Annotated in this window: 11 protein-coding genes; 1 reads left to right on the forward strand and 10 read right to left on the reverse strand. The window is 64.7% G+C overall.

Annotation, left to right across the window (positions count from 1 at the left end):
• Window positions 1-33 precede the first annotated feature (33 nt).
• The 8 genes from ADJ95_RS03840 to dapB all read right to left on the reverse strand — a co-directional run bounded on the left by ADJ95_RS03840 (window position 34) and on the right by dapB (window position 10,571).
• Window positions 34-438 carry a helix-turn-helix domain-containing protein gene (locus ADJ95_RS03840; RefSeq protein ID WP_049332759.1) on the reverse strand — a complete coding sequence of 135 codons (405 nt, stop codon included), beginning with the start codon at window positions 436-438 and terminating at the stop codon, window positions 34-36.
• A gap of 323 nt (window positions 439-761) precedes the next feature.
• Entirely contained in the window at window positions 762-1,355 is a 594-nt protein-coding gene (locus tag ADJ95_RS03845; protein ID WP_049332760.1) for a CinA family protein, read from the reverse strand.
• A 143-nt stretch (window positions 1,356-1,498) separates the two neighbouring features.
• Window positions 1,499-2,155, reverse strand: a complete 657-nt coding sequence (gene pgsA, locus ADJ95_RS03850) for a CDP-diacylglycerol--glycerol-3-phosphate 3-phosphatidyltransferase (protein WP_049332762.1) — start codon at window positions 2,153-2,155, stop codon at window positions 1,499-1,501.
• 210 nt (window positions 2,156-2,365) lie between these two features.
• Window positions 2,366-5,503: a DNA translocase FtsK gene (locus ADJ95_RS03855; RefSeq protein WP_049332764.1), complete on the reverse strand. Its 3,138-nt coding sequence runs from the start codon at window positions 5,501-5,503 to the stop codon at window positions 2,366-2,368.
• Window positions 5,504-5,751: 248 nt separating this feature from the next.
• Window positions 5,752-7,467: a ribonuclease J gene (locus ADJ95_RS03860; RefSeq protein ID WP_049332766.1), complete on the reverse strand. Its 1,716-nt coding sequence runs from the start codon at window positions 7,465-7,467 to the stop codon at window positions 5,752-5,754.
• 485 nt (window positions 7,468-7,952) lie between these two features.
• Entirely contained in the window at window positions 7,953-8,888 is a 936-nt protein-coding gene (gene dapA, locus ADJ95_RS03865) for a 4-hydroxy-tetrahydrodipicolinate synthase (RefSeq protein WP_049332768.1), read from the reverse strand.
• A gap of 246 nt (window positions 8,889-9,134) precedes the next feature.
• A complete protein-coding gene (locus tag ADJ95_RS03870; RefSeq protein ID WP_049332769.1) occupies window positions 9,135-9,803 on the reverse strand; it encodes a tetratricopeptide repeat protein in 669 nt (222 codons plus the stop codon).
• Window positions 9,804-9,812: 9 nt separating this feature from the next.
• Window positions 9,813-10,571 (reverse strand): 4-hydroxy-tetrahydrodipicolinate reductase, encoded by a 759-nt coding sequence (gene dapB / locus ADJ95_RS03875; protein WP_049332771.1) that lies wholly within the window; start codon window positions 10,569-10,571, stop codon window positions 9,813-9,815.
• A 293-nt stretch (window positions 10,572-10,864) separates the two neighbouring features.
• On the opposite strand from dapB, the gene ADJ95_RS03880 reads away from it, so the two are divergent.
• A complete protein-coding gene (locus tag ADJ95_RS03880) occupies window positions 10,865-12,832 on the forward strand; it encodes an acyltransferase family protein (protein ID WP_049332772.1) in 1,968 nt (655 codons plus the stop codon).
• A gap of 224 nt (window positions 12,833-13,056) precedes the next feature.
• Here the strand turns inward: ADJ95_RS03880 and ADJ95_RS03885 are convergent, their stop codons facing one another.
• Entirely contained in the window at window positions 13,057-14,388 is a 1,332-nt protein-coding gene (locus ADJ95_RS03885; RefSeq protein ID WP_049332775.1) for a M16 family metallopeptidase, read from the reverse strand.
• A gap of 25 nt (window positions 14,389-14,413) precedes the next feature.
• Entirely contained in the window at window positions 14,414-15,460 is a 1,047-nt protein-coding gene (locus ADJ95_RS03890; RefSeq protein WP_049332777.1) for an acyltransferase family protein, read from the reverse strand.
• Window positions 15,461-15,477: the final 17 nt, after the last annotated feature.

The following is a 15,477-nucleotide window of genomic DNA, read 5'->3' on the forward strand; positions in this document are numbered from 1 at the left end:
AATAGCGGTGCGGAGCTTCCGCACCCTCACGTCTTAGAGAGAGACGTAGTAGTCGTTCTTGTAGCGTTCGGACAGCTCAGCCGGAACGGTATCCGGAATCTGAACGCCCTCTGCGACGGCCATACGATCGGCGACCTCGCGCAGCATCTGGGACATCGGGATGTCCAGAGCCTGGCAGATCCAAGCCAGCAGCTCGGAGGAAGCTTCCTTCTGACCGCGCTCAACTTCACTCAGGTAACCGAGGGAAACGCGGGCACGCTGCGAAACCTCTCGCAGGGTGCGGCCCTGACGCTGGCGGACATCGCGAAGAACCTCACCGATGGCCTGGCGGAGAGGAACAACTCGTGCTTCCTCAACGACCGGAGCCACCTGCTTGGGGGTCTCGTCGATTTCCTTCCACTTCGTAATACCGTTGATTGATACGCGCTGCTTAGCCATGAGCTTCTTTACCACTTTCCTGAGTAGTTCCTCCCGACGCGCGGGACTGTACAGAGTTAAGCCTAACTGATTTTTGGGATGCGAGCTACAAAACTCGCTGTTTTCGTCATCTTCTTCAGACTTGTATCCATTCAAACAGACCAAGCTATGTGTTTATTCCCTTGAAGCTGGGAGAAGACTGGGAAATTCTTTGAAGCGTAAAATATCCTCCCCGAGTCTTTCCCCTGTGCCTTCCCCCAAGCTTCACGAGCCCCGCCTCACGTGCCTCACGTGCCTCACACACCGCCTGGTCATGCCACCGGGACGCGCCGCGGGGCTGGGTCCTAGAGGCTCTCCCTCAAAGAGCCGGAGGCGCTCCCCCGCACCGCGCGGGCCAGCAGCGCAATCGCATCCGCGCTCGCCGCCGCACGAACCCGGGCGCGATCCCCGTCGTAGTGGCGCTCGAACACCTCACACCCGCCCGGGGCGTGCACCCCGATAAACACGGTGCCCACCGGCTGGCCATCCGCGGGGTCGGGCCCCGCCACACCCGTGGTCGACACCGCGTAATCGGCACCGCACACCCGCGCCGCGCCGGCCGCCATCTGAGCCGCCACCTCCGGGTTCACCGCGCCCTCGGTCGCAAGCAGCTGAGCGTCCACGCCCAGCACCCGCGCCTTCACCTCGTAGGCGTAAGAAATCACGCCGCCGCGATAGTAGGCCGATGCGCCCGGCACCGTGCAGATCGCGCCGCCCACGTCCCCGCCGGTCAAGGACTCAGCAGTGGCCACCTGCACCGGACGTTCCTGGGATGCGCACGAGCGCACCGCATCGCGCAGCAGCAGGGCCGCCGCCTGCGGGGTACCCGAAAAAACCTCAGCGCGCGCCAGCTCGGGCGAGGCCGACTGGGTGCCTTCGTTCAGAAGAGGAACCATGATTCATCCTTTCCCGGCGGCCGGGCCGACCCGACCGCCCGTTCACGCGCCCGCTCCTTCCGCGAGCGCCCCGGTGCTCGAGCGCCGCTAACGCTCACCCCGGGTACAGTTCGGGGGAGCGGCATGAGCCACTCCCCCATCAACGTCTATTGAGCGCGCTGCTTCTGCGCGGCCTGGTTCTGCAACCAGGTGCGACGCAGGTTGTAGGCATCGCGCACGTACACCAGGCCGGTCCACACGGTAATCGCCGTGACCGCGCCCATCAGCACCCAGCCCGGCACCAGCCAGCCCAGGCCCAGCTGACCCAGCGGCAGGAGCATCAGCACCAGCGCCACGGTCTGCAGTACCGTCTTGATTTTGCCGCCCTTGCTGGCCGCCATCACGCCGTACTTGATGACGAACAGGCGCATCACCGTGATGCCCCACTCGCGTAGCAGAATCACGATGGTCACCCACCACCACAGCTCGCCCAGGGCCGAGAGCACAATGAACGCGGCACCGGTCAGGAACTTATCGGCAATCGGGTCGGCGATCTTGCCGAAGCTCGTGATGAGGTTGCGGGAACGCGCCAGGTAGCCGTCGGCCCAGTCCGTGAGCATCGCGAGGATGAAAATCACCCAAGCGAGCCAGCGGTGGGTCGGGTCGTCGGCACCAAAGGTACCGCCACTGACCAGCGCCACGATGAAGAAGGGCACCGCGATGATGCGCAGAACCGTCAGCACGTTGGGAACGTTCCAATTCGACGTGCGAGGCTGCACCGCCCGGACCTCACCGGTGGGGGCTGGGGTGTGAGCGTCGCTCATGGGTGCTCCTTAGAATCGGCGGGCTCAACGGGTGAGCCCGGTGTTGCAGTTTCGATGCGGGCCGCACACCGCGCGAGGCACGCGCACAGCCATCGTCAAATATTGGCACCGAAGGGTATCGGGAACGCACAAACGCCCCGTACGTCCATTATACGGGTGCCTCATCGGGCACCGCCGAACGTGCGGGGCGCATGTGGATAACGCGTGAGCCTAGCGGCCCGTCAGCTGCCAGGCGTCCTCCGAGCCTTCGTCATCGGATTCGTCGTAATAATCGGTAACCGGCTCCCCCGGATCCACCGCGTTCGCGTACGGGTCGGCCGCCGGGGGCTCCTCGCCGCGAATACGCGCCAGGGTCGCCTGCAGGTCGTCGGGGCGGACCAGCACCTCGCGGGCCTTCGAGCCCTCCGAGGGGCCCACCACGCCCTGCGACTCCAGCAGGTCCATGATGCGTCCGGCCTTCGCGAAGCCCATGCGCAGCTTACGCTGCAGCATCGAGGTCGAACCGAACTGCGTGGTAATCACGATCTCGGCCGCCTGCAGCAGATCGTCGAGGTCGTCGCCGATTTCCTCATCAATCTGCTTCTTCGCGGCCGAAACCATCACGTCCTCACGATAGATGGTCGGGGCCTGCTTCTTCACGTGCTCAACCACGGCGTGAATCTCGGATTCGGAAACCCACGCACCCTGAACACGCATCGGCTTCGAGGCACCCATCGGCAGGAAGAGCGCGTCACCCTGACCAATCAGCTTCTCGGCGCCGGGCTGATCCAGCACCACGCGGGAGTCAGTGACCGAGGAGGTCGCAAACGCCATGCGGGAAGGAACGTTCGCCTTAATCAGACCGGTCACCACGTCCACCGACGGACGCTGGGTAGCCAGCACCAGGTGGATACCGGCGGCGCGGGCCAGCTGCGTGATACGCACGATGGCCTCTTCCACGTCGCGCGGGGCGACCATCATCAGGTCGGCCAGCTCGTCCACGATCACCAGCAGGTACGGGTACTCGTGAATCGTGCGCTTGCTGCCGGGCTCGGGCTGAACCTTGCCCTCGCGCACCGCCTTGTTGAAGTCGTCCACGTGCTTGTAGCCGTAGTGGGCGAGGTCGTCGTAGCGGGCGTCCATCTCGCGAACCACCCACTGCAGGGCCTCGGCGGCCTTCTTCGGGTTCGTGATGATGGGCGTAATCAGGTGCGGAATACCCTCGTAGGCGGTCAGCTCCACGCGCTTGGGGTCGACCATCACCAGGCGCACCTGGTCGGGAGTTGCGCGCATCAGAATCGAGGTAATCATCGAGTTCACGAACGAAGACTTACCGGCACCGGTCGCACCGGCGACCAGCATGTGCGGCATCTTGGCCAGGTTGGCCAACACGAAGCCACCCTCAACGTCCTTGCCCACGCCCATGACCATCGGGTGGTGGTTCGCGTGGGCCTGCGGGGAGCGCAGCACGTCGCCCAGGGCCACGGTCTCGCGGTCGGTATTCGGAATCTCAATGCCGATCGCGGACTTGCCGGGAATGGGCGAAAGGATGCGCACGTCCGGGCTGGCCACCGCGTAGGCGATGTTCTTGCTCAGCGCCGTCACGCGCTCCACCTTCGTGGCCGGTCCCAGCTCAATCTCGTAGCGGGTCACGGTCGGGCCGCGCGAGAAACCGGTCACGTGGGCGTCCACCTTGAACTGCTCCAGCACGCTGGTGAGGGCCTCGACCACGTGCTCGTTGACCTCGGAGGACTCCTTGGCGGGCGGGCCGGAAACCAGCATCTCCTCCGAGGGCAGCACGTAGGCGCCGCGGGAGGACTGCACAACCTGCTCGCCGCGAGCCTGCTCGGTGGTCGCGGTCTGGGTGTTGTTCTGCAGGGGGCGGGACAGGCCGCCGCCGGAGCGTGCCGCCTGCTGGGACGCGCCCTGGTTCGTACTCTGGTTTGCGCCCTGATGCGCACCGGCCGAATGCATGCGGGTCGGAATCGGAGCCTGACCCGCGGCGGCACCTCGGCCGGCCTCCTGAGCGGGTGCGCCCGCGGGCGGAACCACATCGCGGGGCCTGGTCTGCGGGGCGGGCTCGGAGGGAGCCTGCTGCGAGGGGTCGCCGCCGAAACCATCGTAGGCTTCCACGTCGAAGAGGGGCTCCTCCCCCGGGATGCGGCCGTGCGCCACCGCGGCGCGCTGCACCTGATCCAGGCGGGCGGCGGGAGCCTGAGAGGCCTCCACGTCAAAGAGGTCGGGGCCGCTCGAAGCCGCGGCGGGAGCCTGGTTCAGGCGACCGGGCAGGCGACTCAGGCGGTTCGGCTTGGCGCCGGTGCGCGCGCCGGGAGCGGGGTTGGCGGGCTGCACGGGCATCTGGGTGGTCTCGGGGTGGGCATCGTCCACCACGGCGTTCACGAAGGCCTCGTCACCGGCGTACTCGTCGAGGGGGCCGTCATCGCCCTTGGAAACGCCAAAGCCCAGCCAGCCGCGCAGGCGCGCCATCAGGCCACCGCCCGAAGAAGAGGCTCGGGCCGGCTTCTCGTCGTCACCGTACAGGTAGCTGCGGTCGTGCTCCTCGGCGTTCAGGTCCACGGTCTGAGTTGCATCATCCGAGGAGGAGCGCTCGCGGGTGGTGCCGTTGGGCTTCTCGCCCAGGGCCAGGCCCACCAGGTGCCGGGTGCGGGGCACAATCTGGCGAATCGGGGTGTTGGTCATGACCAGCAACCCGGCGAGCGCCAGCAGCAGGTGAATCAGAATCTCCACCGCCGCGATACCCCCGCTCAGGCGAACGATGGGGGTGCCGAGGATTACTCCCGTGACGCCGCCTCCGGCCCATACGGCCTCGAAACCGTCCGCAAAGGTCGGGTGCCCGGCGTGGCGGGCGAAGAAGAGGGAGGTCGCAATCAGCAGAATCAGGGAGCCCAGGGTCACCCGGTTATTGCGTTTGACCAGGTCGGGGCCTCGGAAGACGCACCAGGCCAGCACGAAGCTGAGCACCGGAATCAGCAGGGCACCCTGGCCGAAGATGCCGCCGAGCATCGTGTGCCAGGCGTCCAGGGGCGCGCGCAGCAGACCGAGAGAGGTGTGGGCGCGCCAGTTGTACCACTCAACGCCGGCGCTGATGAGGCCGAAGAGCAGCAGTACGAGCGCGCCGCCATCACGACGCTGTTCGGGTTCCAGGTCGGTGCGCGCCGTGCCAATCGAGCGCACCGCGCCACCGATAGCGTGAGCGATGCTCAGCCAGACGGAGGCGATGGCGCCGGCGACAGGATTCGTCGCCTCGGCACCGCGACGGGCACCGCCCCTCGAGGAGGTGGTGCGCTTGCGGGTGGTTTTCTTTGACTTAGCGGTCGTACTACGACCCTTTGTGGTCCGTGGAGCCATACCTTTTAGAGTATCAACCTTCCCGTTAATCTAACGATTTCTTCGTTATCAGTGAGCGCAGCGGCTGCGATGGGGCGTCGCACGCGGGTGCTGGACCCGCCGAAACCCGCCGAGCCAGCCCGCCCTGCCGGATGCGCAGGGGGCGGGGCCGACACTCGGTATCGACCCCGCCCCCTGCGTTTCAGGTAACCCGTTTCAGCCTCGGCCCGAAAGCCGATGCCACCTGCGGGAGGCGGCCGCGCTGATATTTAGTTCTTAGCGTCCGGAGAGGTGCTCTCGATGACCACGGGCACGATCATGGGCTTGCGGCGCAGGCGGCGAGAGATCCACGCGCCGATGGTGCGGCGCACAATCTGTTGCAGTTGCTGCACGGTGTGCACCTTCTCGGGTGCGCGGTGCAGTGCGTCTTCCAGGGCGGCGGTAATCTTCGGGACGATCTCGTCGAAGACGGCGTCGTCCTCCGCGATACCGCGGGCGTGGATGTCCGGGCCGGTCACCACACGCTTGGTCGCGCGGTCAATCGCGGTCACGATGGACACGAAGCCTTCCTCACCCAGGATGCGGCGGTCCTTCAGGTCGCTCTCGGTCACCTCGCCGACGGAACGGCCGTCAACGTAGAGGTACTCGCAGGGAATCTCGCCGACCACGGTGGCCACGCCGTCGCGCAGATCCACCACGGTGCCGGACTCGCACAGGAGTACGTTCTGTGCGGGAACGCCGGTCTCAATCGCCAGATCACCGTTGGCAATCAGGTGGCGCACCTCGCCGTGAACGGGCATGACGTTCTTGGGCTTGAGGATGTTGTAGCAGTACAGCAGCTCACCGGCGGCCGCGTGGCCGGACACGTGAACCTTCGCGTTGCCCTTGTGCACCACGTGGGCGCCCAGCTTCATGAGGGCGTTGATGATGCGGTACACGCTGGTCTCGTTACCGGGAATCAGCGAGGAGGCCAGCACCACGGTGTCGCCCGGCTCAATCTGAATCTTGTGGTCGCCGTTAGCCATACGCGAGAGCGCCGCCATGGGCTCGCCCTGCGAACCGGTGCACATCATCACGATCTGGTCGGGGCGGTAGTCGTCAACCTTCTTCAGGTCCACGAGCACGTTGTCGGGCACCTTCAGGTAGCCCAGCTTCTCGGCGATGGTCATGTTGCGCACCATAGAGCGGCCCACGAGCACGACCTTGCGACCGCGTTCGGCGGCGGCGTTCAGCACCTGCTGCACGCGGTGCACGTGCGAGGAGAAGGAGGCCACGATGATGCGGCCGCGAGCGTCACGGAAGACGTTCGAGAGCACCGGGCCGATGTTCTTCTCGGTCGGGGTGAAGCCGGGAACCTCTGCGTTGGTGGAGTCCGGCAGGAACAGGTCCACACCCTCCTCACCCAGGCGGGAGAAGTGGCGCAGGTCGGTCAGGCGACCGTCCAGAGGCAGCTGATCCATCTTGAAGTCACCGGTGTGCAGAACCTTGCCTGCCTTGGTGCGGATGAACACGGCCAGCGCATCCGGAATCGAGTGGTTCACTGCAACAAACTCGCACTCGAACGGGCCGAAGCGCTCCACCTGGTGTTCCTTCACCGCGAGGGTGTAGGGCTTGATGCGGTGCTCGGCCAGCTTCGCCTCGACCAGTGCCAGGGTCAGCTCGGAACCGACCAGGGGGATGTCGGGGCGGCGGCGCAGCAGGTAGGGAACGGCGCCGATGTGGTCCTCGTGGCCGTGGGTCAGCACCATGGCGACCACGTCGTCCAGACGGTCGACAATGTAGCTGAAGTCGGGCAGGATCAGGTCCACACCGGGCTGGGACTCTTCGGGGAAGAGCACGCCGCAGTCAACAATCAGCAGCTTGCCGTTAATTTCGTACACGGTCATGTTACGACCGACTTCGCCCAGGCCGCCCAGGGGCACCACGCGCAGAGTGCCCTTCTTCAGGCGGGGAGGCAGGGGAAGATTCGCTTCAAAGACGCTCATCGTGTGTCTCCTCTTTCTATTTTCTTACTATCTGTTGTGTCGTGATTCGTTCGAGGGGCTCAGGCGCCGGGCCTTAGCGTGCGGGCCTACGTTCGCATCCTCGTTCGTCACGGGAAGTCTAGTGATATGCGTTCCGGGGCGAGTTTCGCTCCGAATACGGGTCTGGAGTGTTCCAAATGTTGTGGAGTTTCCGAGTGTTCCGGGGTTTCCGCGGGTTACGCGACGTGTTTCTGCGGCCTATCGGTGCCGCGGCGGATCATGGTCGTTTCGGACACCTCGGGAAATACGCCAGAGCGGACCCCTCGCCGTCGTAACGGCGAGGAGCCCGCGTTGGGGGCCGCGTTCCACGCGTGCTGAAAGCATGCGTCACGGTAATTCGCTATGAGCGGCCAAATTACCGCGTGGGCGGCCAAAAGTCTCTCTTAACCTGCTTCACGCCGCCCGAGCACACTAGCCCGGACGTATAAAAGAAGCTGAATAAAAGTTTATGCGTTTTTCAGGGTGTGGGCAAGGCTGGAGGTCATCAGGTCCTCGCGCATGGCGGCCAGCACCTCCGGTTCGGAGAGCACGTGCGGCAGGCGAACGATCGGCTGGCCCAGCACGCCCTGCCAGGCGAGAATCTCCTTGGCGGCCACGCAACCGGGGGCGCGACCCATGGTGGCGCGCACGATCGGAGCCAGCTCCAGGTGCAGGCGCTGCGCTTCCACGAGGTCCTGGGCCACCACCGCGTCAATGAGCGCGCGGAAGAGGTTCGGGGCCACGTGCGCGGTCACAGACACCAGGCCGACGGCACCCATCGCCATCCAGGGCAGGGTCAGGCCGTCGTCGCCGCTGTAGTAGTGCAGATCGGTGGTTGCCATGACCTCGGTTGCGGCGCCGAAATCAGCCTTGGCGTCCTTCACGGCGACGATGCTGTCAATCTCGGCCAGGCGGCGGTAGGTTTCGGGGGCAATCGGGATGCCCGCGCGGCCCGGGATGTCGTAAAGCATCACGGGAGTGTCGGTGGCCTTGGCCACGGTGGAGAAGTGGGCGTACACGCCCGGCTGGGTCGGCTTGTTGTAGTAGGGGGTCACGACCAGCAGGCCGTCCACGCCGACCTTCTCTGCACGGTGGGCCAGCTCAATGGTGTGCGCGGTGTCGTTTGAACCCACGCCGGCAATGATCTTGGCGCGAGAGCCGACGGTGTCCTTCACAATTTGGAAGACGCGCTCGTTCTCGTCGTCGGTCATGGTCGAGTACTCGCCGGTGGTGCCGCAGACCACCAGGCCGTCGTGACCGTTATCGACCAGGTAGTTCGCCAGGTCTGCCACCTGCTTCTCGTCCACGGAGCCGTCCTGCGCGAAGGGGGTGACCATCGCGGTCAGCAGGCGGCCGAAGACGGGCTCAACAAAGGTGCCGGGGTTAGATAGGTTCTCAGACATATTTCCAGGGTACCCCCGAAATGCAGGTTTTTACTACATAACGCATAAATTTTCATATAGTGTCGCGCGGCACCCCCCCTCCCCCCGCACGCCGCGGTGGGTTCCCGAGGTGCCTCCCGCGGGCCCCGGCCCGATAGACCGCCCCGGCTCGCCGAACTAATACTCATACGGCAAAAGGGCCGCCCCGGGTACTCTCCCGGCGCGGCCCCTCAACCTTCGGGAGCGCAACCGCTCCTCCCGATGCTTCTAACGCATTTCCTTCGCGGCGCCACCCGAGCGCAACGACCACGCGTTACGCATCGCCGCGCGGGCGCGCTTGCGCTCGCCCACCGCATCGTACATGCAGGCCAGGTTGAACCAGGCCTTCCAGTTCTCGGGCTCCTGCTCAACCGCCGCCGCGAAGGACTCAAACTCCGCCGCGGCTGCCTCGCGGTCCACCTTACCGCTCGGGGTGCGCGGCAGGTTATCCTCCGCCAGGTCCCCCGAATCGGACAGCTGCTGAGCCATCATCTGAATACGTGTTCCAAAGAGAATCTCACGCACCAGGGCCCACGCGCCGAGCACGGGCAGCAGAATCATGCCGAGCCCCAGCACCATGCCGGCCACCGAACCCGAAAGGAGCAGGGACACGCCACGATCGGCCGTGTACACCAGGTACAGCACCAGCAGCGTGCAGGTCAGCGCGGCGAAGGTCTTGCCGAACCCGCCGGCATCCACGGTCATGAAGACCGCGCTAAAAATCAGCACGCCCAGGATGAAGGCGCGCACCACGATGGGCAGCGGCAGGATGAGCACCGTCACCACCAGCAGAACGCACGCGCACGCCGTCCACAGGCGCAGCGAAGCCCACCAGGGGCCGCGGTTTCGCGCCTCGGTGGGAGCCGGCGAACCCTCGGAAGAAGTCTGTTCAGACATCGTGCCCTCCTAAGACAGGTCCATGTAGGCGTCCAGGCCCACGCTCAGGCCCGGATGCGCCGCCACCTCGCGCACGCCCAGCAGCACGCCGGGCATGAAGGAGGCGCGGTCGAAGGAATCGTGGCGAATCACCAGCTGCTGGCCGGGGTCGCCCAGCAGAATCTCCTGGTGAGCCACCATTCCGCGCAGACGTACCGCGTGCACGTGCACGCCGTCCACCACCGCGCCGCGCGAGCCCAGCGGATCGGATGTCGTGGCGTCCGGGCTCGGACCCACGCCGGCCTCGGCACGGGCGGCCGCCACCTTGCGGGCCGTGTGAACCGCGGTGCCGGAGGGGGCATCCACCTTGTTCGGGTGGTGAATCTCAATGATTTCAACCGAATCGAAGTAGCGGGCGGCCTTGGCCGCAAACTCGGTGGCCAGAATCGAACCGATCGCGAAGTTCGGGGCAATCAGTACGCCCACGCCGGGGTGCTCGCCCAGCAGCTCGCGCAGGGAGTCCAGGCGTTCGGGGGTCCAGCCGGTCGTGCCGACCACCGCGTGCATGCCGTGCTCAACCGCGAAGCGAACGTTGGCCTCGCTCGAATCCGGAACGGTCAGGTCAATCACGATTTCGGCGCCGGAGTCGACCAGCTCCTGCAGGTCGTCACCGCGGCCCAGGGCCGCCACCAGGTCCATATCCTCGGCGGTGTTGACGGCGCGAACCGCCTCCGACCCCATGCGGCCCGCGGCTCCAAGAACCGCTACCTTCCAAATCTTCTCGCTCATGCGCTCTCCTCGCTTCTTCCTGGTGGCTTCTTCCGTGGCGGTAGGCCCGTTGTGGGGCGGCCCGTCACCGTTTCTTCTCCTCCATTATCGCCGATGCGCTACCGCGCGACCCTCCGGGGGCCTCTTCTCGTCTCTCGGCCGGCCTTCCCGGAGCGCCCGCTCGCGCCCCAATCCCGGCGCTGACGTGCTGGCTCTCGGCGCCATATAAGAATCCCACTACGTCATCTAATGGAATCAAACCTATAATAGGTTGGTATTTAATTTTCAATCCGTCCCTCGGAGCACACAGACCTATGAAGTCCCTCTTTACCTCCTCTGTACGCCCATATGAAGCAAACCGGCGTTATATTCTGCCTGGTTTGGACGGTTTGCGCGCCATCGCAGTGCTCCTGGTGATCGTGTACCACTTCTGGCCCACGGTCCTGCCCGGCGGCATGATTGGCGTGGATATCTTCTTCGTCATCTCGGGTTTTCTCATCACTTCGCTCCTGCTGCGCGAGGGTGCGCTGAACGGCCGCATCGCGCTCGGTAGCTTCTGGATTCGTCGTGCCCGCCGTCTGCTACCGGCCATCGCCCTCATGATTCTCGTGCTGGGTCCCGTGAGCCTCATCGTTGGCGGCGATATCCAGGTCAACCTGGGCCGCCAGCTGCTGGGCGCGGCAACCTTCTCCTCCAACTGGATTTCCATCTTCGCCGGAAACGACTACTTCGCGCAGACCTCCCCGGAGCTCTTCACGAACTTCTGGTCCCTGGCCGTCGAGGAGCAGTTCTACGTGGTCTGGCCGCTGCTCATTGTTGGTTTTGGCCTGTTGTTGCGCCGTTCGTGGCGTCGTTTTAGCGTGGTTATAGTGTTGGGCATTATTGCGTCACTGAGCGTTGCTACCGCTCTTCTGATGTCCGGCGCACCCATTAGCCGCGTCTACTACGGCACCGACACCCACCTGTACGGTCTGCTGCTCGGCGCCCTACTGGCGTTTGCGCGCCCCTGGTCGCTGTACCCGCCGTTGCAGCAGTCCGTGCTGTACCGCGTGGCTCAGCCCTTTGGCGTGGTTGCTTTCGCCCGCGTCATGATTAGCTGGCTGTCCCTGTTCGCGCTGATTCCCTACGCGGTTCTCGTGCCCGAATCGGCACCCGGTGCAATCCCCTGGGGTCTGTTCGGCGCCTCCCTGCTGGCTCTCGGCGTGATTCAGGGCATGCTGCCCGATATGCTTGCCGGTGCTTCCGAGGCCCTGCGCCGCCTGCTGAACTTTGCGCCCCTGCGCTGGGTGGGCGAACGCTCCTACGGCCTGTACCTGTGGCACTGGCCGCTGGCCGTGGTCATGCACTACGTGCTCGGCGCGGACCGCTCCCCGCTGGTGAACGTCGGCGTGCTGGTGGCGACCTTCGCCATCGCCGAGATGTCCTACCGCTGGGTTGAGACCCCGATTCGACGCCACGGCTTCCGCGGAAGCGCCAACCGCGTTATCGCCTCCTTCCAGAACGCCACTGTTAAGGCCCTGCCCATCGCTCTGACCCTGCTCGTGATTGCGGCCGCCGGCGCAACCGGCGTGGCCGTACGCACCGCGCCGGCCATGACCACCGCCCAACAGTCCGTTGAGGACGGCAAGCGCGCCGCGGCAGAACGCCTGAAGGCCCGACAGGAGGCGCGCGCCAGCGCCTCCGCGAGCGCTTCGGTCAACCCCACGGCCAAGGACGGAAAGGATGCGAAGGCCACCGCCTCAGCAAGCGCCTCGGCCTCCCAGGAGGCCACCGGCCCCATCGACTCCTCACAGGTGACCGTCGTGGGTGACTCCATCGTGGTGGCGACCTCCCCCGATCTCTACGACAAGATGCCCGAGGCCCAGATTAATGCGGCTGAGGGACGCACCATCGCTAACGCGCTGCCCATTATTAAGTCCATGGGCGCCAACGGTCAGATTCGAAAGACCCTGGTGCTGTCGGTGACCGCAAACTCGACCATTCTGGACGGTCAGCTCGATCAGGTGCTGGCGGCCATGCCCGCCGATTCGAAGCTGGTGCTCGTGACCGGTTACGGCCCGCGCAACCTGAGCTGGATCGAGTACTCGAATACGAAGATTCGAGAGTTTGCTTCCCAGCACTCCGACCGCGTGATTATCGCGGATTGGAACTCGGCGATTCGCCAGGCCCTGCAGACCCAGAGCGGCCTGCTCGCTTCCGACGGCGTGCACCCCGAGGCGGCCGGCCAGGAGCTCTACGCCCGGGTCGTGGAGCAGGCCATCGCCAAGGCACAGAAGAAGTAGCGGCGTCGCAGCCACAAAGCGCAAGTACCCCGCGTCGAACCGACCCGAACCGGCTGGCCCGGTGGCGCTAACCCGGTGACGCTGGTTGGAGCAATGCATAGGCGGTTCTGACGCGATGAAGACGCGCTGAAAGGCCCGTTGGTCACTCCCATGGGAGTGACCAAGGGCCTTTCGATTTCCCGTAGCTCTATTTCAAACGGCGAGGGGCCAATGCCCCGCACAAGCTACCGCACGATGGTCGTAATCATCTGCTGCTCCCCCAGGAAGGCGGCGAGATCGCGTACCTCGTCGAGGGAGACGGCGCGAATCTTCTCCAGCAGCTCGTCGGTGCTCGTGAACTGGCCAGAATCCATCTCCGCGCGGCCCAGGCGGGACATGCGCGAGCCGGAGTCCTCGCTGCCGAGCACGGTGGAGCCGGCCAGCTGACCGCGCACCTTCAGCAGCTCCTCCTCGGTGATGCCGGCGGCCGCGAGCTTATCGAACTCGTGGCCCATGACCTCGCGCACCTGCTCGGTCTTGGCAGGCAGGCAGCCGGCGTACATGCCGAAGTAGCCGGCGTCCGAGTAGGCACCGGAGAACGCGAAGGTGCTGTACGCCAGGCCGCGCTTCTCGCGGATCTCCTGGAACAGGCGCGAGGACATGCCCGCACCAAACGCGCTGGTCAGCACGCTCAACGCGTAGCGGCGGTCGTCGCCCGCGATGATGCTCGGGCAGCCCATCACGATGTTGGTCTGCTCAAAGCCCTTCTGCACCTCGCGCAGCTCGCTCAGCGGAACGATGCCGCTGTCGGTACGCACACGGCGCGGCGCGGGGGCCACGCCCTCCCACAGGTCCCAGCCGTAGCGGGTGAGCGACTCCAGCACGAGGCGAACCATAGTGCTGTGCTCCAGGGAACCGGCGGCGGAAATCACCAGGCGATCCGGGGTGTAGTAGCGCTTGTAGTGCTCCCACACGGCGTCACGCGGGACCGCCTGAATCTCCTCGGGGGTGCCGCCGATGGGGCGTCCGAGGGGGTTGGCGCCCATGAGCTGCTCCACGAAGTTCTCGAAGGCGACGTCGGTCGGATCGTCCTGATCCATCGCGATTTCTTCGAGAATCACCCCGCGTTCCTGCTCCAGGTGGGCGGGATCCAGCAGGGCGTTGGTCACCATATCGGTGATGACGTCCACGGCCATGGGCGCGTCGTCGTCGAGCACACGCGCGTAGTAGCAGGTGTGTTCCTTGGCGGTCAGCGCGTTGGACTCGCCGCCCACCGCGTCGAAGGAGGACGCAATGTCGAGCGCCGTGCGGGTACCGGTGCCCTTGAACAGCAGGTGCTCCAGAAAGTGCGTGGAGCCGAGCATGCCGGGAGCCTCGTCACGCGAGCCCACCCCCACCCAGAAGCCGATGGACACGCCGCGCGTGCCGGGCATCTTCTCGGTGATGACACGCACGCCACCGGGCAGGATGGAGCGGCGCACCTCGTTGCCGCCCGCGCCCTCGTAGATGAGGCGGCCACGCTCGTAGTCGAGCTCCTCGGCAATGGCGTCAAGCTCGACGGGCAGGGAAATAGACATTCAGTGTCCTTCGATGTGAGTTCGGTTAGCTAATCTTTTGTTCGATGGGACGCGGCAGGGTAAAGAGCGGAATCCGGAGCTTCTGAGCGCAGTACCCCAGCAGCAGCGAGGCGAGGATCGCAAAGATCGTACCGCCCACCAGGAACAGAGGTACCGAGAAAAGACCAGACTTCGTCAGTACGAAACGGAAAGCGGCACCGCACACGATGTGCGCGATAAAGATTTCCAGGGAGTGGCGTCCCAGGTAGGCGAGCCAGCCGCTCCACGGAACCCGAGCCAGCAGGTAGGAGAGCGAGAGCACCGTCAGCGAGGATATCACCGTCGCAAGAATACCCATAGCTACCGCACCAGCATCATTCGTGAAGTAAGGAATGACGGTAGGCGGAGTAGCCTGAATGTGCATCAGAAGGTAGATGTAGTCGAACAGGCCAACAGCAACGATACCCGCGTGAGCTGCCAAGGGAATGGAGCTCATAATGCGTTGGAATCGTTCATGGCCAAGCGCCACACCAACGAGGAAGAAGAAGAGTAGCGAAAGGCCCTGAGTACCGACATACTCACCGATGTACCCCCACGAGGCGAGTGCAAGAATCGCTGAGCCCGCAATCGTTAGGGCAGCGATAGCGTTCTTCCGCCATACTCGCGTCACCACAGCAATAATGGTGACAATCATGAGCCAGGGGAAGAACCAAAGCTGACCTTCAGGCTTCCACAGCTCGAGCAGGCTCATAACAGTCGTCTTATCGGAAGAATTAGACGGAAGCACAAGCTTCATGCCCACCTGCAGAACCTGCCAAATAACGTAGAGGTATCCGAAGAGGATCAGGCGCTTCGTCAGGTATGAGGAGGGGGTAGTTTTCGTTGCTCCTCGCGACACGAACAGGCCGCTCAGGAAGGCAAAAACTACCAGGTGCCAAAAATAGACACCGTAGTCAAGAACATATTTATAGGGGCGGAAGGCTTCCGTCCCCAGTCCAGATGCCCACATCCCTCGATGAATGTGCCCAAACACAATTGCAATGATTGCGATGCCTTTAGCAATATCAATTGTGCTGTCACGTCGTGTCAACATTCGCTCACTTTCCTTCC

The organism is Rothia mucilaginosa (genome assembly GCF_001061665.1).
GTDB lineage: Bacteria > Actinomycetota > Actinomycetes > Actinomycetales > Micrococcaceae > Rothia > Rothia mucilaginosa_A.